The organism is Acinetobacter sp. CE-15 (assembly GCF_051059255.1).
Classification (GTDB): Bacteria; Pseudomonadota; Gammaproteobacteria; order Pseudomonadales; family Moraxellaceae; genus Acinetobacter; species Acinetobacter guillouiae.
This window is the reverse complement of the sequence record NZ_CP192737.1, coordinates 1,583,264-1,602,304: the sequence shown is the minus strand read 5'-3', so window position 1 is coordinate 1,602,304 and position 19,041 is coordinate 1,583,264. Positions and strand designations below refer to the sequence as shown.

Below are 19,041 nucleotides of genomic sequence, written 5' to 3'. Positions count from 1 at the left end.
TACGATAATTTAACGATGCTATTACTCATTTTATGAGGCAAAGCGAATATTCATTTAGATCAATGCATCTAGATATATGTAAATGTCATTGCTGTTTATCTTAAGCCTCTGCTTATTCCAAGCCTTAGTTCATTTTAATCATTGTTTTTATTTTAAATATCCGACAATTTAAAATAAAACCTCATCCTGACAAAAACAGATCCATATCACAATATTTTTTAGTTGACTTTTTATCATACAAGTACATTACATAAAATCATGTATAAATTTTATTATTAAAATTTAACATCATAAATAAATCAAATGGTAAATTTGAAGTCATTATTTTAGTTTTAAACAGTATTTTCAACATATAAAAATGTGACTAAACATAAATAAACCACATTTAACAAGATATTCGCCCCATCCAAAATAACATTTCTGTTATTTTGAAGTAATATAAATCACATGATCGCCAAGCTTGGTTATTTTAATTGGGTATTGAGTTACCAACAATCGTAGCGTTTGATCTAAATCCTGTTGCGCATTAATCACACCACTGACTTTATAATCTTTTAAAGCTGAGTGATTAAATATTAAATATTGATGATGATAACGCCCTAAGTTTGTGAGTAAATCAGGCAAAGGAAGCTGAACTGCCAATATCTGATGTTTATCCCAAGCAAACTCAGTGGAAGCAATATCCAACTCAGAAATCGGGTTTAAACCACGTGAGTCAGCGCTAATTTTTTCACCTTGCTTGACTACTTTGACTTGAGAATTTTGAGCCAATGAACGGGTTTCGACCTTTGAATGCAACATATTTAGCACACTGCTATTGGCGTACTGATAAACAATAAATCGTGTACCGAGCGCTTTAAAATCCGCTTGGGCTGTATGAACGATCAGAGGTCGTTTTGGGTCTTTGGCAACATCAATATAAATGTCCCCTTGGACTAGATTGATTTGTCTTTTTTCAGCGGTGAAATCAAGTTTAATGGCAGATTTTGCAGCTAAAGTCACTTTGGAACCATCTTCCAAGGTGATCGAATGCATTTGCCCAACCTCAGTTTTATAATCAGCCATGTAGTAAGACATCATTGTTGAATTCGCAGCGAAATAAACAACACCACCGATACTCACACAAAACAGCAAGACTTTGCTAAATAATTGTAAAATATGTTTTTTACTTTGCTGGTTGACTTTTATTGAGTTGCGAATGTTTTGGCTGGATATGCCATGCGTTGTCGAAAACTGTTGCATCGTTTCAGAAAAATTAAACATCTGATCAAGTTGATCATGATGTTCAGGATATTTGCTTCGCCATGCTTCATACTCAATCTGCGCTTGTTGACGTTCATGCAAATCGTCAGTATTTAAACGAACAATCCATAAAGCCATTTCTTGCTGTAGCTGTTTAGCGTTCATCTAGTCCTAGCTCAAGCAAATTGTTTTTCGCCTCATAACATAACTGTAAACATTCGGCTAAATAGAGCTGTGTCGTGCGTAATGATTTACCAATCTCAGTGGCAATTTCACTCTGACTATAGCCTTCAAAGTAATACATGATAAAGGCTTTTCGAGTCAGTGCCGTTGTATCCTGCAACGCGATGGTGAGAAAATCTAAAATAAGTACGGCCTCTTCAATTTGATTTGAAGTGACTAAAAGATCTTGATCATCTGCATACTGTTTGAGTGTTTCTAAATAATTTTGCTCTAAAATATAACGACGATGCTTATCAATGAGCAGATGTTTTGCAACATTGACCAGATATGCACGTGGTTCCTGAATAGAAAAGAGCTGTTTGGTTTGCAGCAATTTAACAAAAGTATCTTGAACCAGATCTGCGGCAGTAAAAGGATATCTGACACGCGAGTTAAGCCACTGTTTCAACCAATCATGGTGATCCAAATACATCTCTTGTAGTATTTGTTGCCGCGATGGTGTGGGAAGAATTGAAATCATAAAATTAAATTAAAAATTCTAAACAATAATAATTATCGTTTACATTTTATGATTTGTAAATGCTATTCCTAAAGAACTTTTTTGTAGGCTCAGTTGCGGTTTTTATCTAGTTCATTCGTCATCTCTCATATAAACCATTTTTTCATAGACTTTTTAATCAGAGAATTACATGAATCAAGCACTGATCACAGAACCCAATGCCAATGCGCAACAAGAACTCAGTTTAGCCATGCGTCTCAAATTACAAACCGCAGATGAGCATGAAAGAATGCATACACTGATGGCAAAGGCAGACGTATTTTCTAGTTTAGAAAAATATGCCTTATTCACCCTGTCTCAGTATTACTTTCAATTGGAAATCGAACATTTATTTCAACAAGATCAAGTGGCTTTACATATTACCGACCTTGATATTCGTGGTCGTTCTGCACAAGCACTGTTAGATCTACGAGATTTAGGCATTCAACCTCAAGGCCAAACGTTAGAAAGCTTAAATGTGACTTTCCCTGCTGCTTTAGGCTGGATTTACGTTTCAGAAGGATCAACTTTGGGCGCAGCATTTTTATTTAAACAAGCGCAGCAACGTTTAGGCTTAAATGCTGAGAATGGTGCGCGCAATTTGGCAGCTTACCCTGAAGGTCGAGCAAAGGTTTGGAAACGATTTGTGCAAGCTTTAGATCAAGCCCAACTCAGCCCTAGCCAGAAAGATGAAGTTATTCAAGGTGCGCTTGATGCATTTAAATATTTTGGCAATGCGTTAATCAATTTGGAACAGCTTAAGTAATTCTATTACAGCGAAAGTTTTAATTCATTTGTATAAGCAATAGATCTTTCATAAAGCAAAAAATGATCATGTGCAGTGAATCATTTTGCTATTGGAAGTCCCTTCTCCCACTGGGAGAAGGCTAGGATGAGGGGCTTTTATGTTGATTTACAATCTTAAAAGGGCTGATGAAACAAGAGAACAGAGTTAATCAGTTCTCTTGTTTTATTTGGCTCTATTCGAGTCAGTGCGGTTGCTCCCTACACAGTGACAGTGAGAAAATCTAACTTGAGGCTTGTTTTTGGCTATACAACATAAACAAAATAGACAGTAGAAAGAGTCCGCCCATCAACATGACTGTGACATGGAAAGCCAGCAGTTCAGCAGATTGTAAGCTGTTACCCTGCTGTTGAGACAAAGTGGTCACAAAGGTCATTGCTGTACCTAAAACGGCTATCCCAATTGTCATTCCCAATTGACGTAGAGTATTTAAAATGGCAGCAGCAAAGTTTGCATCTTGCACTTGTACACTGCCCATGATCAATGTACTTGAGCCCGGCACGATCAATCCCATTCCTATGCCCATAAGTCCACTACAAAAGATAAATAGCGCAAAAGATGAATCGGTTTGAAAACTCATCATCGCCAACAAGGCTGTGCCTGCGATTGCTAAGCCCAGCGTTAACAGGCTTGCCACAGTAAAACGATGGTGTAGTTTAGAAAAAGCGATGGAAACAAATGCCTGCGTTAAAAACTGTGGTGCAATCAACCAGCCCGCCTGTGCTGCAGTTAACTCAATCTGATTTTGATAAAACAAAGCAAAGATAAATAAGGAACTATATCCTGCAAATCCCAAAATAAAAGAAATCGCGTTATAGGCTAAAAAACGTTTATTTTTAAATAAATGATTGGGGATTAATGGATGAGTGGCATGTTTTTGCTGCCGTAAAAACGCCATACTTGCCAAGATAAACAAGAAAATACTCAGCATAAACCAATGCGCTAAATGCACATGTTGTAATGCAATAATACTATACGTTAATGTGACGATTGCTACAGCACTATAGAGTAAACCCAGATAATCAAAAGGTACAGGCACCGATTTCTGATCCGTCTCAATACCATAATAGCCCAAGTAAATCGTTAGAATCCCAACAGGAAGATTAAGCCAGAAAATACTTTGCCAACCAAAATGATGTACCAGCAACCCACCCATCAACGGGCCGACAATTAATGAAAACGCACTAAACGAACTCCAGCGACCAATTTCACGCGCTTTGTCTTGCGGTTGATGAAAATGATGCACCATGATCGCCAATGCCAAAGGAATTAAAACTGCACCAGCCACTCCCTGAATCATTCGTCCAATAATCAACAAGCTAAAATTGCTTGCCATAGCACAAATCAATGAACCTACAATAAAAATGATCACACCCAGCAACCATAATTTTTTACGCCCTATGCGCTGACTTAATGCCCCCACCGCTAACATTAAACTTGATAGACTTAAAGCATAACTATCAATCACCCACTGTAGATCTGCCATATCACTATTAAATTGGTTTTGAATACTTCCAAGTGCAAGATTGACACTGCTTAAATCCACCAAACACAGAAAGGTACTGATATAGAGCGCTAAAATAAGATAAATCGGCTGGCGAGATGCATTCATACATCACCTAGATCATTTAAATGAGAATCATTATATTATATACTGACCGACGGTCGGTCAATGTATAAAAACCTACTTAAAACCCAAACCTTTCATTTTTATAGACAGTCTTGAAAGTGCTTTTAAAGATCATCACTGATCGCAACTTAAGCAGAATGGTTAGCTTTAAAATGTATATTTTCGGGTTCTAATTAAAATTGATAATAAAAGAATATCAGACGAGAAGCGATTTATACGATTCAAGATAATGCTGAAAGTCAGCCATCATGATGGAGCATTTTTAAATATTGCATTGCAATTTGCTGAGAAAAATCTGTGCTATCTTGTAGTTGATTGGCAATTGCTTCATCTGCAACCCCATGCACACCTGAATAAATCAACAAAGCGGTTAATCTTGGCTGTTCTAAATGCCAAATACCCGCCTGCTGCCCTCCATTTAAGATTTGCAGCAGTTGTTCCAATATCATATTTTTTTCATTATTTTTTCGTTCATGGTGATGTGCACCAAAAACAATATCATGTATAGCATAGCTTTCGAGATAGGTTTGTATATTGGCAGAGATCCAAACCTTAAATTGACTGACCCAATCTTCAGCATCACATGTTGCAACTGCCTTGTCTAAGGCCGCGATAAAAAAATCGATATAACGTTTTTTTAAGGCTTCAACAATATGCTGTTTCGATTCAAAGTAATGATAAAAGGTCCCTTTAGCAACGCCCACACTGGCAATAATTTCGCTAATGGTGGTAGCTTCTACACCTTTTTCTAAGAAAAGCGTTTGTGCAGCATTCATCAGCTCATCAATTCGGACTTCTGCTGGCTTGGTTTGCCTTTTTGTCACCTGAGTAGAAGCGACTTGAGATTGTGATGACATACTTCTCTATTTTCTACACGCAAGAATTTAATTATAGAGGAGCCTTATCTAATTCACAATTGAAGTGACTATTCGACAATCACTTCAACATTAATATAACTTCCTTTATTGTGACTAGATAAGTCTTAAAATTAAATCCTTTTAGAGTACCCAATAATATGACTTTTACTAGATACTCTAAGCCTCAATTCAAGTTAATAAAAGCGGACTAAAATATATTAAAATAAATAGGAAAAACCCCTAACAATCTAAGCTCTTCAAACAGTTGTACAAATGCAGCAACCCAGAAAAACCAGATCACCTGAGTTAAGAACAACCTAAAATGTTTGGATGACACTTGGCAATATTGCGGTTCAGAATAGTTTTTAAAACTCGGCCAAAAGCGTGGTGTAGTTTGAGTATAATTCAAATACAATTGATCAAATTTTTTCCTCAAAAAACGCTCTTCTTGACGTATGACAAAGTAATAATAAACTAAAAACAACAAGCTAAAAGCCACAGGAAAGAATAAGGTTTCGGTTAAAAACATAATCCCCAGTGCAGCTAAAAAACTAAAGAAATAGAGTGGATTTCGGCATATGGAATATGGACCATCCATAACTAACTTTGCGTTTTTATGACCTAAAATATAGATACTGCACCATATCCGTCCCATCGCACCAATTCCTACTAAAAACCAACCGAGCAACCATAAAAGATGCTCAATCAATGGAAAAGTGTCGTGCCATAGACCAAAACTAAAAGCAATGATAAATGCCAATACAAAACCAATAACTCTTGAACCCATGGTCCTTATTCTGGAGGAAAATATAATACTCATATTATTTTCTCCCACAACAAAATAAACCATATTTTCTCGAATAAAATTTCTCATGACCCTTAATCAATTTTAAATAATACAAAGTACTTATTTTAAACGTAAAATTTAAATACGATGATTCCACAAAATAACATATAGATTTTTTTTGACTAAACATTTAAATACTCCTCAGCATATACAAAAATATAAAATGGCGGGAGCTGCTTTAGCTAACCACCGTATAGCTAATTGAATTTAGGAGGAGGAGATAAATTATTTAATTCAAGGGATTGATAAAAATTTAACCATCTGTATCTTTTAAAAATGAGAAGATTAAAAAATGGGTTAAATGTATTTTCAAAATAGCGTTCAATCTTTAAATCAGCAAAGTTCGATATGAAATTACATTTATCATTTAAACAAATATTTTGACAAAACTGATTTATTTCATTGGTATATCTTATTTTTTCAATATTTCTTTCAACATCACTCATGGCAATAAGTGATTCTTTACCATCAATATTTTGTTTTATATGGGTTTGAGTCGAAATTTCATTAAGGCATAAAGATTCAACCACATACCAGACATTCTGACATGTAAATTGAAACACCAACAACCAAACAAAAAACAGCTTCTTTCCCATTACAATTTTCTGTAAACAATATTCATGATATTTAAAAAACCCAATCAATTCAGCTGCTACGCCACAAACATTAAATAGATTTCAACAAATTAGTTTAAAATAATACTAAAGTTATTCCACACCTATATAAATTTTCACTATTCAACTCATTTCAAAAATTAATGATTAATTTTATATAATAGTTTTTTAAATTTACAATTACATTTATACAAAAAGAAACACGATATTGGCAAATATTCGATAAAGCATTTTTATTACAAAATTGTCATTAATTAAATATTTTATAGATAGAAAACAGATTACAGGTCAAGTGAAAAAAATAAATCCATAAATTTAAAAGCTTAATGCGTCAGAAATTAAAAAATCATAGTCATATAAGCATTACCCATTATGAGGATATTTTACTGCTACATAATGGGTATCTTGATATTGAATTGCAAAGAATCATTTAAACTCAGGCATATTGTTTAAATATGCCAACGCTTGCTCGGTTGAGCCTTCATTGAGTGGGCTATGCTTGGGATTAAAATAACGTATACAGGCACGTATCATATAACCAGCTCTAGGGACTCGGTCTTGTCGAGCTGCTCGAAAATAATCCTTAAAACGAAAACGATGCGGTAATTGCGGGTCTTGTTGGACCAAGTTTTCGACAACAATATAAGCCAATACAATAAATAATGGAAAGGTAAAAACAGCCGCACCTGTTCGCAACAAAATATTATCGCTGAAGTGCCTAAACATGGCATCTGCCACTTCACGATGTTCAACCTCTTCAGCACCATGCCATTGTAATAGACCTAACATTTGTAGATTTACAGGTGCAGTTTGTAAGCCCTCAGCATTTAAAACCCAATGACCCAATACCCCCGTGAGATGCTCTGCTGCTGCAACCATAGCCAATCGGGTCGTCAACCAAGTTGATTTTAAGCGTGGATGTTTTAACTCATAACCGAATGGTTTAGGACCAATCATGTCATTAAATATCCAGTTCATCATTTCGGAATAACGACTTAAATCAATCCCTAAAGCTTCTATATGTCGCGTACCTAAGGTATGCCCATAGCTGTGAGCACCCTCTTGTTTAATAAAGGCCACGGCTGCCACTTTTAATTGTTCATCTTGAACAAACGGTAATGCATCTCTAAAAGTCTGACAAAACCAACGTTCTGTTGCTGGTGTAATTGGATGAATTAAATTCAGCATTTGCGTCGCCATCGGATCATCATAAATCCAATGACTGGGAGTTTCAGCAAAATCAAATACTGGACGTCTTGGAACAATCGTATGGGTTTGTTTGATTAAACCACTCATGATAAAACTCCTTGTATCGCAAATCGTCTAACGATTAGTCCTGTGTCAAAATGTTAAAACCCATACGAGGGCCAAAGGTGATCAATGTACGGAGTAATCCCTTAATTGCCTTGGGTCGCTGACCGCTACTAATCCGACGAAATTGAGCAGCATGCCAAGCCAGTTGCAGATAAGCATCTACAGGTTTGTATCCAATAGCAGGAATTTTTGCAGGATCAAGCAGTGATTTTCCAGCTAAAAGTTGTTTGGCTAAATCTGGTTGCAAAGCAAAAGGACGAGCCAAACCAATTAAATCAACAGTACCATCAGCAACAATCCGGTTCATCAAATCGACATCACGCAGTCCGCCTGTCAGCATTAATGGCAGTTTGCTCTGCTCACGAAGTGCAGTCGCATAATCAAGGAAATAGGCATCACGCTGAGCCTGTCGATCAGGTGCATATCCCAACTGTGCAGGAGATTCATAATTGCCCCCTGAAACCTCTAATAAATCGATACCCTCAGCTTCTAGAGCTAAGGCAATTTGAAGAGATTCTTGCTGACTTAATCCACCCTTTTGAAAGTCAGCAGAATTTAGTTTGACACTTAGGATCTTATTTTTGCCGATGGCCTGACGCACTGCACGCACTGTTTCAATCAAAATCCGTTGTCGATTTTCAGGATTCCCGCCCCATTGATCTGTACGTGTATTTGCCAATGGAGATAAAAATTGTGATAACAAATAACCATGTGCAGCATGAACCTGTACACCATCGAATCCAGCTTTCACAGCCAATGCAGCCGTGGTCGCAAAACGTTTAATTTGTTCCAAAATCTCTGCCTCAGTCATCGCACGAGGCATACGAATAATATTCATTGCAGGCAGATCTAGCCCAACTGCGGATGGCGCGATTGGCTTTTTTAATAATGGAAGTACAGCAACGCGACCAGGATGGTTAATTTGCATAATAATCTTGCTACCATTTGCTTGTGCAGCTTGGGCCCATAGCTTATTGGCCTGCAAGAATTGTTCATCTTGCAAAACGACATTACGTGGCTCAACAAATGCACGGGAATCAATCATGACATTGCCTGTGATTAATAGCCCAGTCCCTCCCCTTGCCCATGCAGCATAGAGTTGTTGTAAGTCTATGGTTGGTGAACCATGTCGATCCGCCAATTGTTCGCTCATGGCCGATTTTGCAATACGGTTTGCTATCGTTATACCGCAGGCCAAGGTTAATGGTCGCTCTAACGGAGATTTTGTGATGGTACGTTGTGCCATTAGATGAATTCCTAAAATAATTGGCTGAATGAGTCCGCTGTAAACTTCAATTTGTTGTTTATTTCAGTTACTGCTCATTGAAATATTGATTTTTTAATAGGCACATCATGTTTCTATTATCATGCTGCCAAGGATGAAAGTCGGCAGAGAAGAAATCGAGATAAGCTTTGCTGATATTCCTTACTAAGCCTTTGCGACCAAATAAATACCCTAGCCCCTGATAAAGCCCTTTTAAATCTCGTTGTCTTCCTGAATGACGCAAAAGCTCTATCGTTCCACGCACTGTGACTAAAACAAAAGAGAGTGTAGTTTCAAGCATGACGAGGCGTAGAAAATAAGGCCGATTCACCAAGGATTGATAAACATCAAATGCCACCGCTTTATGTTCAGTTTCCTCAATCGCATGCCATACCCATATTTTTCTCAAATGCACATTGAATATTGCGAGATCTTCAGGTGCGGTACTGATGAAATAATCAGATAAAATCGCAGTCAGGTGTTCCATACAAACTGTGCATGCCAACTGATGTGCTGGAGAAAACTGCGTCTGCATCAAACGATTCATCTTTTTAAATCGTTTATAAATTCGATCGACTGGATAGCCCTTTTTCAACATGACCCCATTCAATACATCATGCTCTTTACCATGGTGTGCTTCCTGCCCAATAAAAGCGCGAACTTGCTGAAGCAGAATCGGATCTTCAATCTTATTCTGATAATGACGCACACTATGAATAAACTGCCGCTCGCCATCAGGAAAAGCACTAGTTAATGCAGTCAATAACAGGGTGAGTAATGGGTTATTGCCAAACCAAAACTCAGGAATTTCATCTGGAAAAGTAAAATCCATGCTTCTGACTGAAATATCTATCGATGCAGAAACCTGTCTATATTGGATGGCTTGGCTTGAGGATGGGCTAGCAAACATATTCATCACCATCTCCCTCTCTATAAAACCCGTGGATTAAATTGACGCATTAAAAACAAAGGAGTCCGTAACCGCGGAATCTGAATTGGAGGAATAAAACCACCAGATAAATCCACGCGATGCAATCGAGCATCAACCACTTTACCAAGTCCCATGTCATGTAATGGATCATTCACCGTACCTGTAAAACTTAAGCTCATTTCCACACGGCGAACTTCAACAGGATATTCTTTAGGGGTAAATCGAACTTCTCTTGGTAAGCCCAAACCTAATCCTCCTGTGATATTACGATGTGGCAAGCCTAGAACTGGCGGCGCATCATGAATAACCTCTCCAAGTTTGGCGTCCATCTCAACTAACACAGTGCCGCGACGTGATGCTTTGCTTAGAATACGAGTACCATCATTATCCCAACTGATTTCTCCCATTTTTTTGGGATAACCGAGCAATTCACGCCCAATGATCATGGCCCGATCATCATCCAGAATCATCCATGGACAAAAAATACCTGTTTTATTGCCCACCTGTATATGTACAAACAAACCCGCCTCGTGATACGCCCCTGTATATACATTTTCAGGAAAATAGGCACAGAACAAATCGGCTCTTGCAGGTTTTACCAATTTCATTCCAGCAGGTAACCAGCGTGACATTGCTTTTTCATTGACCTCAACCACGGCCGTTAAATATTGAGCATTGTGGTAAAGCTTATTGCCAAGGTTTGCTAAACCAATGGGGGTGCGTAAATCATTGATCAGTTGTCTCATGCTTTTAATCTCGAAAATACTTGTTTTAATATGGGTAATAAAATAACGCGTGGGGTATAGCGTCCACCCAGAGTTTGCGCCTGTGCAATAAAACCAGGGATCACAATACGACGGTTGCAGTTCATTCCTTGTATCGCCTCTTTGGCTACCCGTTCTGCGGTAACCCAAACAAAACTTCCACCTACACCATCAATTTTTGTAATCCCCGCCACTTCATTAAAACCAGTGATCGTCGGCCCAGGTGCTAATAAGGTACATGTCACACCAGTACCACTCAGCTCACTATGTAGAGATTCAGCAAAGGAGTTCGCGAAAGCTTTACTTGCAGCATAGGTTGCATTGGCTGGTGTTGGTTGATGGCCTGATGTCGAACCCACAATCAAAATTGCACCCGTTTTACGTTGCATCATTTTAGGCAATACAGCTAAAGTAAGATCCTGTACCGCAACAGCATTAACTTCCGTCTCTTCCCGCTCTCGGTCAGCATCCAACTCATGTAATCGGCCAAAAGTGGCAAAACCAGCGTTATTGCATAAAATAGCCACATCCATCTTTTCCAATTCCAGACGGAACTGGGTTCTTGCCTCACGGTTCGCGAGGTCACATGGGCGTAAACTCACGTCTACCTGATATTTCTGACGTAAATGGGTAGCGAGAAGCTCAAGCTTATCTACACGTCGTGCAACCAAAATAAGCGGATAACCACGTTCAGCAAACTGTTTAGCAAGTTCTTCACCAATACCTGAAGATGCGCCAGTAATCACCACTGGTGAATTTTTAAGGGGACGAGGTAAGCTCATCGCAAATACTCAGATCAATAGAATAATCTTAGTATCACGTAGCTAAAACTTGAGCGTGAGATGGAGTTAAGACATAATGCTAATCATTTTCGGCCAACATATAGAACAAAATGAAAGATCCGTATGGGTTATCAAAAGCCAGTATTCCAATTTCTTATGTTCATTTATTATTAGAAATCATGGTCGAAAAGGGCTTTTCCGCTCCTGATATTTTGCAAAAGAGTAAAATTCCTTTAACACTGCTTAACCAACTAGATGCACGTATTACGCCTTTACAATGGTCTAAATTAGCCTGGATAAGTTTAACCTTGGCTCAGGACTTTGGACTTGGATATGAGTATGGCCTAAAACTACGTTTAACCGCTCACGGCCCAATGGGATATGCGTTAATGAGTAGCCCCTCTTTGCGTCATGCAATTGAGCTTGCAGTGCAATTTTTTAATATGCGCTTAAAAGATTATCGAATTGATTTTTATGAGGAAGAAAATTTATCTGTCATTGATATTCAAGAAACTCACCCTGTGATCAGTAACGATAAAGAGCAAACTGAAATTTTAAGACGGTTTTTTTATGAATGTTTAATGATCGGAATTATTCAGACAGGTAGATCATTAATAGAAAAAGATTTTTCTCAAGTTGAGTTAAGAGTCGACTGGCCAGAACCACGCTACCATCAGAAATTTCAACAGCAACTCCCCTTGATTCTTTTTAATCAAAATAAAAATCAAATCCGATACAAATTGTCACTGCTCAAGCTCTCCCCACAAATGGCAGATCCGACGGCATTTCAACAAGCATTGGCACAATGTGAAACAGAACAAATTCGTTTTTCTGAACAAATTCAAGATATTTGCTTACGTGTAAAAACAGAATTGGTGCTTGTTCCTCAAAAAGGCTACCCTTCTTTAGACAACGTCGCCGAACGTTTACATATGTCGAGTCGTACATTGAGAAGACATCTCAACGAAATAAATTCGTCTTACCTGCTTCTGTTAGACGAAGTCAAATATAAAGAGGCTGAAAAACTTTTACTGAACAGCAATATGGAAATCCAAGATATCGCCAATTATCTTGGATATATTCAACCCGCAAATTTTGCTCGCGCATTTAGAAAATGGAGTGGCGTAACGCCGATTCAATTTCGTAAGCAAGCCGTACAATAAAAGCAGCAAGCATTAAATCAAAAATAAACTATTCATTTTAAAGAAATCAATTAAAAATCTCTGCCACATTTTTACTCTCTTATATTTGCTTTTTCCAATTATTTCTCACTAACAACGCTGCCATTTGCTCAGACTCAAGCTCACTTTAGAGCTTATGGTAAAGCCATTTCTCTAACTGATCTTGGCGCAATACTGTTGACAATTTCGCCAATAAAAACTAAATTGAATTCAATTCAGTTTTTCTAAGAATAAAATCATGACCGAAAAAAAGATGGCGACTTACCAACGCTTGATCACTGCAGCAGAACAGGAATTGATTGCAAACAATGGACATATGGAGATCAGTGCCATAGCCAAAAGAGCAAATACATCAGCTGGGCTCACCTATCATCACTTTGGCTCAAAAACAGGTCTGATTGCCGCTGTTGTGGATCAATTCTATGAACCATTGAGAGCACTTGCTTTGGGTGACAGCATTCCAACAAATATTGAATGGAGAGAACGCGAAAAAACCCGTACCAAAGCAATCATTGACTATTTCTATAATCATCCTCTGGCACCTTTGATTGCTGGGCGACTTGCCCGTGAACCTGAGGTACTTGATATCGAACGCGCTCACATGGAGGCATTATTAGAAGCTGGTGCACGTAACATTGCTCAAGGGCAGAAGTTGGGGATAATCAGTCCAGATCTTAATCCAAATACAACGGTGGCAATGCTGATGGGAGGTCTGCGTCTGGCGATTGATCAAGCCATCCTTGCCAAAGAAAGGCCCTCAAATGAGGAACTATTCGAACAACTCTGGAATCTGACTAGCAATACCCTACAACTCAGCCCACTGTGATCTGGAGATACTAATAAAAAAACCAAGGCAGGAAACAATATGAACTAACTGTTCCGTTCTGCCCAGCACGTTAAATCAAGGAGCTTTCAATGTCTAAATTAGATATTCGTCAATATAATAAAAAAGATCACGCAAAGACCCATCGACAATTACAACCAGGGCCTGAGCGAAATACGCCAGAAATCCAACGAGATTTCCAAAGCTTAATGCGTGATGGTTATGTCATCATCAACAACCTGATCAGCAAAGAAACCTGCCAGCAAATTAAGCAAGAAGGCCTTGCCTTACTCGGTCAAACTGGACGTAACCCATTTGAAGGTCAACAAACCCAGCGTGTCTATAACGTTCTCTCAAAAACGCGAATCACTGATCAACTTGCCGTACATCCTCACATTCTTGGTCTTATGGATCGGCTATTCCAACCCAACTTCTTACTCTCTCAGAGTCAAATTATTAATATTCTTTCAGGTGAAGTCGCTCAAAGTCTGCATTATGATGATGCTTTTTATCGCCTCCCCCGTCCTCGTCAGCCACTTGGTGCTGCAACCGTCTGGGCAATTGATGATTTTACCGAAGACAATGGTGCAACAGTAATTATTCCTGGCAGTCACCGTTGGGGAGATGATCGTTTTGCACAAAGATCAGAAGCGATACCCGCAGTGATGCCTGCAGGTTCGGTGATCTTTTTTCTCGGTACGACTTGGCATGGTGGCGGTCAAAATCATTCGAAATCCTCACGCTTTGCGATTACTCATCAGTACTGTGAAGCCTATGTCCGACAACAAGAAAACTATTTGCTTGAACTTTCCAAAGATACGGTACGGTCGATTTCACCTGAACTTCAAGCCTTGGTTGGTTACTCAATTTACCCACCATTTATGGGAATGGTTGAGGGCATGCACCCACTGCGCACATTAGAGCAATCTGAATAAGCTTGTTTTATAAGTCTTTTTTAGACGTATAGATACCCCTCATTCTAGCCTTCTCCCAAAGCGAGAAGGCTCTTTCAATAGCAAGATGATTCACTCAACATGATCATATTTTGATAGATGGAAGCGTTCTAATATTCCAGTGTTCAATATCTTATAAAATTGCCTCAACAACATTGTTTTCAAACTAGGTTATCTATAGCCAATCTATTACAATGGCTTCTTTTATTCAGCACAGCATATTTTGAATCGCTCATCTTCCCAATTAAACCGTGGACTTAAAAATCGTCATATCCAATTGATCGCTATGGGTGGCGCTGTGGGTACAGGATTATTTTTAGGTTCTGCACAAGTCATCCAATCTGCTGGTCCTTCAATTATTTTAGGCTATGCCATCGTCGGTTTGATTGCCTTTTTAATCATGCGCCAAATGGGTGAAATGATTGTAGAAGAACCTGTTGCAGGCTCATTCAGTTATTTTTCACAAAAATATTGGGGAAAATTTCCTGGTTTTTTATCAGGCTGGAATTACTGGGTAATGTATATTTTAGTCGCCATGACTGAACTTACAGCGGTGGCTAAATATGTGCATTATTGGTGGCCGCATATCCCCGCTTGGGTCTCCGCTTTATTTTTCTTTGTCATCGTGACTGGTTTTAATCTGGGCAATGTTAAATTTTATGGTGAATCAGAATTTTGGTTAGCCATTATCAAAGTTGTTGCTGTAATTTCGATGATTGTGTTTGGTTTATATCTTTTGCTCACAGCAGGTGCTGATTCAACTGCAACTGTAGCAAACCTCTGGCAACATGGCGGATTTTTCCCACATGGTTTTTCAGGGTTATTTTATATGCTGGCCTTTTTAATGTTTGCATTTGGCGGCATTGAATTGATTGGGATGACGGCTGCCGAAGCAGAAAACCCTGAAAAAAGCATACCACAAGCAGTCAATCGCGTGATTTTCCGTATTTTGGTTTTTTATGTGGCTTCTCTTGCCATCATCATGTCATTAATTCCATGGAATCAACTTGATCTTGGCGGTTTAGATAAAAGTCCCTTTGTAATGATTTTCAGCCAACTGGGGTTAGGTTGGGCAGCACATTTACTCAATTTTATTATTCTAACTGCCGCACTTTCGGTATATAACAGTGGTATGTATGCCAATAGTCGTATGCTGTATGGGCTTGCAGTACAAGGCAATGCACCGAAGATGTTTGCAAAAGTCAGCAAACAAGGTGTACCAATCACTGCGGTGATCTTCTCTTCTATCCTAATTTTTGGTTGTGTATTACTGAATTATTTTGTGCCTGAAGAAGCATTAAGTCATCTGATGTATTTGGCTGTTGCTGCTCTGGTTTTAAACTGGGCACTGATTAGTTTTACCCATTTAAAATTTAAACGTGCTAAAAAGTTGGAAGGGACAAGGGTAAAATTTCCCTCATTGTTTTCACCCGTAAGTAATTATATTGTTTTAGTTTTTATCAGTATGATCCTATATATCATGTGGGTGCAAAACTTTAAAGAATCAGTCATTTTGATTCCAATCTGGATTGTTGTGATGTTCGGACTATTTAAAGTTTTGAGTTGGAATAAATCACGTTAATATTTTAAAGGCTTATTGAATCAAATAAGCCTTGAATAACACAATTTTTTTAGCTCGATAGATAGTTGATTATTGCTGATTGTTCTCTTCTCATTCATGATAGGTATAAAATTTCGCATACTGATAAAACCATGATTACGGTAAAGTATGGCAGATAAAAATTTCATATCTATAACATTCAAATGATAATATCCATAAGCTCAAGTGGGTATGAATGAAGCAGGGTCTTTTGGAAAATTTTATGACACAAGATACAAAACGAAATAAAGGTTCATCAATCACACGAGTACTTGAGATTTTAGAAGCGATTGGTGAAGCCAAACATCCCCCTTCTCCACTTGATCTCTCTTTAGCCCTTGATATTCCAAAGCCCAGTATTCATCGACTCATCCAATTATTAGAAAAAGAAGGTTATGTCAAAGTAGATTTACATGGTGGCTTGTTGGTAGGTCGAAGAGTCAAACAACTACTATTTAATGTTTGGGAAAATGAAAAATTTAGAATTGAGCGGTTTTCTATTTTAGAAAAACTATCAAATAAGATTGGTGAAACCTGTGGTATAGCGATCTTACAAGATAATCATATGTTGTATGTAGACCGTATACAGACAAACTGGCCATTACAGGTATATTTACCCGTGGGCTCAACAGTGCCTGTCTGGTGTACATCAAGTGGCAAACTTTTTTTAAGTCATTTATCCGCAGAAAAAAGGAAAAATATTCTAAAAAATATTCCAATCACCCAGTACACCAAAAATACCATTACAGATCTTAATCTGCTGGAATCTGAAATTCAGCGTATTGGCGTGACAAATTTAGGCACCGATAATGAAGAGTTTATCGCGGGGATGGTGGCCTGTTCAGTGCCTATACTCCACCCCAATGGTGAAATCATTGCTTGCTTATACACCCATGCGCCAAGTATTCGAAAATCATTAGATGACTTAATCAGCTATCAAGATGCATTAAGAGATGCAGCCAATGATTTAAACACTTATATTAAAAATTCAATCGATTAACTAATAAAAGCTAGCGACTTTGAATATCCAAGTCGCTAGCTTAAAAAACTCAAGCATTAAAATGATCCAAAATAAGTACCCAGCGTAATCACCCCGATTAGCGCAAGCAGTGGAAAAATAACTGCGACCATAAACATGTCGTAATAAGACTGTTTATGCGTGAGACCGCAAAGCGCAATAATGGTAATCACAGCTCCGTTATGAGGAAGTGAATCTAAAGATCCAGAAGCCATAGAAGCAACTCTGTGCATCAATTCAGGTGAAATGCCAAATTGATGCGCCAGATTCATATAGGTTTCACCCATCGTATTTAATGCGATACTCAACCCTCCAGACGCAGAACCTGTGATCCCAGCCAGGACATTGACTAAAATTGCTTCGGAAACCAGTGGATTACTCGGTGCTAAACCAACTAAAAAATCTTTTAAAATGACAAAACCCGCCAAAGATGCAATAACTGACCCATATCCCACTTCTGAGGCGGTATTAAAAATAGGTAAAAATGAAGAAGAAACACCATTTTGAATACTGTCTCGAATATCATTAATCCGTTTCCAATTGAGCGCAATAATGGCAATACATGCAATCACCAATGCAGTAATAATCGACCAAAGACCAATCACAGAATTTAGACTGGTGTAACCAAATTGAGCCGTGGCCAAATATGAAGTATCCATACTTGGAAAAATCACTTTAGATAATAGTAAATTCGATAAAATCACCAAGACAATCGGGATCATTGCAATCAGTAAACTAGGATCTGAATGGGTTAAAATTTCTTTATGCTGTTCAATATGATTGCCATAGCCTTCGCCTTGTTTTATCGAATGTTCGACTCTTCTATTCAGCCACCACATCCCCGTGATTAACATAAAAAGCGAGGCAATGATGCCAAGCACAGGTGCAGCATATAGATCTGTTTTAAAATATGGCATTGGAATTGCGTTTTGAATCGCAGGTGTGCCAGGCAATGCAGTCATTGTAAAGGTTAATGCCCCCAACATAATTGCCGCAGGAATGAGTCGTTTAGGAATACCTAGTTCTTTAAATAATGCCGAAGCAATTGGAAATACAGCAAAACCAACTACAAAAAGCGAGACACCACCATAGGTTAAGATTGCACAGGAAATCACAATGGATAACATCGCGCGCTGATGCCCTAAGCGTTCAACAAAAAAAATTGCGATTGTGCGAGCTGATCCACTGTCATCCATGAGTTTGCCAAAGACAGCGCCTAACAGAAAAAGTGGAAAATATTTAATGATGTACCCACCGAGACCACTCATAAATACTTGCGAATAAAACCCTAATAATTCATGCGTCATCCCACTCCAAATGACCGCAAACAGTGCAAGTACAGGCGCCAAAATAATGACACTAAAACCTTTGTAAGCTAAATACATCAGCAATACCAAGGACACTACTATTCCAAATAGTCCTATCATTCTAAACTCCATTTATTTAATTATATTGATACATAATGTATCGATATATATGTATAACTAATTTTTTATGATGAATCTAGACAAAATTCTTTTTCACTTTAAAAAACAGACCAAACAACTGTTATTTATAAATAAATTATTTTAATCAAATTAAAATCATAAAAAACCTGTTTACATATAATTTTATATTGATACGATACATATCAATATACGAATATTATAAAGCCAATTTACAGCATGCAACTTGGTCTTTTTCAAATACAAAATG

18 protein-coding genes are annotated in these 19,041 nt (G+C 38.0%); 6 read left to right on the top strand and 12 right to left on the bottom strand.

What is annotated here, in order from left to right:
- Positions 1-423 precede the first annotated feature (423 nt).
- Both ACQ7EO_RS07335 and ACQ7EO_RS07330 read right to left on the bottom strand, forming a co-directional pair.
- Positions 424-1,407, bottom strand: a complete 984-nt coding sequence (locus ACQ7EO_RS07335; protein WP_434279270.1) for a FecR family protein — start codon at positions 1,405-1,407, stop codon at positions 424-426.
- The gene (locus ACQ7EO_RS07330) at positions 1,397-1,945 is read right to left on the bottom strand and encodes a sigma-70 family RNA polymerase sigma factor (RefSeq protein WP_434279269.1); all 549 of its coding nucleotides are present in this window, start codon (positions 1,943-1,945) and stop codon (positions 1,397-1,399) included. Before ACQ7EO_RS07330 ends, ACQ7EO_RS07335 begins: the two co-directional genes overlap by 11 nt.
- A 169-nt stretch (positions 1,946-2,114) precedes the next feature.
- Here ACQ7EO_RS07330 and ACQ7EO_RS07325 point away from each other — a divergent pair, with 169 nt between their 5' ends.
- The gene (locus ACQ7EO_RS07325; RefSeq protein ID WP_434279268.1) at positions 2,115-2,729 is read left to right on the top strand and encodes a biliverdin-producing heme oxygenase; all 615 of its coding nucleotides are present in this window, start codon (positions 2,115-2,117) and stop codon (positions 2,727-2,729) included.
- A gap of 262 nt (positions 2,730-2,991) precedes the next feature.
- Here the strand turns inward: ACQ7EO_RS07325 and ACQ7EO_RS07320 are convergent, their stop codons facing one another.
- From ACQ7EO_RS07320 to ACQ7EO_RS07280, 9 genes are all read right to left on the bottom strand, one after another.
- A complete protein-coding gene (locus tag ACQ7EO_RS07320) occupies positions 2,992-4,380 on the bottom strand; it encodes an MFS transporter (RefSeq protein WP_434279267.1) in 1,389 nt (462 codons plus the stop codon).
- Positions 4,381-4,637: 257 nt separating this feature from the next.
- Positions 4,638-5,255: a TetR/AcrR family transcriptional regulator gene (locus tag ACQ7EO_RS07315; RefSeq protein WP_434279266.1), complete on the bottom strand. Its 618-nt coding sequence runs from the start codon at positions 5,253-5,255 to the stop codon at positions 4,638-4,640.
- Between the two features lie 208 nt (positions 5,256-5,463).
- Positions 5,464-6,075 (bottom strand): methyltransferase family protein, encoded by a 612-nt coding sequence (locus tag ACQ7EO_RS07310; RefSeq protein ID WP_262782324.1) that lies wholly within the window; start codon positions 6,073-6,075, stop codon positions 5,464-5,466.
- A gap of 224 nt (positions 6,076-6,299) precedes the next feature.
- A complete protein-coding gene (locus ACQ7EO_RS07305; protein WP_434279265.1) occupies positions 6,300-6,698 on the bottom strand; it encodes a hypothetical protein in 399 nt (132 codons plus the stop codon).
- Positions 6,699-7,142: 444 nt separating this feature from the next.
- Positions 7,143-8,012: a metal-dependent hydrolase gene (locus tag ACQ7EO_RS07300; protein ID WP_434279264.1), complete on the bottom strand. Its 870-nt coding sequence runs from the start codon at positions 8,010-8,012 to the stop codon at positions 7,143-7,145.
- A gap of 34 nt (positions 8,013-8,046) precedes the next feature.
- A complete protein-coding gene (locus ACQ7EO_RS07295; protein WP_434279263.1) occupies positions 8,047-9,276 on the bottom strand; it encodes an NADH:flavin oxidoreductase/NADH oxidase family protein in 1,230 nt (409 codons plus the stop codon).
- Positions 9,277-9,343: 67 nt separating this feature from the next.
- Complete coding sequence (locus ACQ7EO_RS07290) at positions 9,344-10,210, bottom strand: metal-dependent hydrolase (protein ID WP_434279262.1); 867 nt, start codon at positions 10,208-10,210, stop codon at positions 9,344-9,346.
- A 14-nt stretch (positions 10,211-10,224) separates the two neighbouring features.
- The gene (locus ACQ7EO_RS07285) at positions 10,225-10,971 is read right to left on the bottom strand and encodes an acetoacetate decarboxylase family protein (protein ID WP_434279261.1); all 747 of its coding nucleotides are present in this window, start codon (positions 10,969-10,971) and stop codon (positions 10,225-10,227) included.
- A complete protein-coding gene (locus ACQ7EO_RS07280) occupies positions 10,968-11,771 on the bottom strand; it encodes an SDR family NAD(P)-dependent oxidoreductase (protein ID WP_004822900.1) in 804 nt (267 codons plus the stop codon). Before ACQ7EO_RS07280 ends, ACQ7EO_RS07285 begins: the two co-directional genes overlap by 4 nt.
- Before the next feature lie 110 nt (positions 11,772-11,881).
- On the opposite strand from ACQ7EO_RS07280, the gene ACQ7EO_RS07275 reads away from it, so the two are divergent.
- The 5 genes from ACQ7EO_RS07275 to ACQ7EO_RS07255 all read left to right on the top strand — a co-directional run bounded on the left by ACQ7EO_RS07275 (position 11,882) and on the right by ACQ7EO_RS07255 (position 17,328).
- The gene (locus ACQ7EO_RS07275) at positions 11,882-12,934 is read left to right on the top strand and encodes an AraC family transcriptional regulator ligand-binding domain-containing protein (RefSeq protein WP_434279260.1); all 1,053 of its coding nucleotides are present in this window, start codon (positions 11,882-11,884) and stop codon (positions 12,932-12,934) included.
- Positions 12,935-13,190: 256 nt separating this feature from the next.
- Positions 13,191-13,778 (top strand): TetR/AcrR family transcriptional regulator, encoded by a 588-nt coding sequence (locus tag ACQ7EO_RS07270; protein ID WP_434279259.1) that lies wholly within the window; start codon positions 13,191-13,193, stop codon positions 13,776-13,778.
- 89 nt (positions 13,779-13,867) lie between these two features.
- A complete protein-coding gene (locus ACQ7EO_RS07265; protein WP_434279258.1) occupies positions 13,868-14,710 on the top strand; it encodes a phytanoyl-CoA dioxygenase family protein in 843 nt (280 codons plus the stop codon).
- 241 nt (positions 14,711-14,951) lie between these two features.
- Positions 14,952-16,310, top strand: coding sequence for an amino acid permease (locus ACQ7EO_RS07260; protein ID WP_434279257.1), 1,359 nt, complete (start codon positions 14,952-14,954; stop codon positions 16,308-16,310).
- Positions 16,311-16,551: 241 nt separating this feature from the next.
- Complete coding sequence (locus ACQ7EO_RS07255) at positions 16,552-17,328, top strand: IclR family transcriptional regulator (protein ID WP_262086466.1); 777 nt, start codon at positions 16,552-16,554, stop codon at positions 17,326-17,328.
- Between the two features lie 56 nt (positions 17,329-17,384).
- Here ACQ7EO_RS07255 and ACQ7EO_RS07250 read toward each other — a convergent pair whose 3' ends face one another.
- Positions 17,385-18,773 (bottom strand): GntP family permease, encoded by a 1,389-nt coding sequence (locus tag ACQ7EO_RS07250; RefSeq protein WP_434279256.1) that lies wholly within the window; start codon positions 18,771-18,773, stop codon positions 17,385-17,387.
- Positions 18,774-19,041: the final 268 nt, after the last annotated feature.